Below are 309 nucleotides of genomic sequence, written 5' to 3'. Positions count from 1 at the left end.
GATTTCCGCCACGGAGCGAATCTGTGGCGTCGCGGCAAATTGGAGTGACCGCGCGACACGGTGCATCACATTGGTCAGCGTGACGGTACAATGGATATTCGCGTCGGGCCATGCATAGCCCCGGGCTCCATTTTTTGCCGCTGCGAGCGGCCTTTGCGCCGACAGGCGCTTTCGTGGTTCGGCGCTTCTCTTCTTTTACGATTCCTTGATGACTCACATCGGCCGCTTCGCCGCAGTCATGGCATACGTAATGCCCTGCCGACAGCAGCTCAGCGACCGTACAAGGAGACTAGCCACATGCAAATCTCC

Source organism: Bifidobacterium sp. UBA6881 (assembly GCA_002451435.1).
Lineage (GTDB): Bacteria > Actinomycetota > Actinomycetes > Actinomycetales > Bifidobacteriaceae > Bifidobacterium.
Note: the sequence above shows the minus strand (reverse complement) of the source record.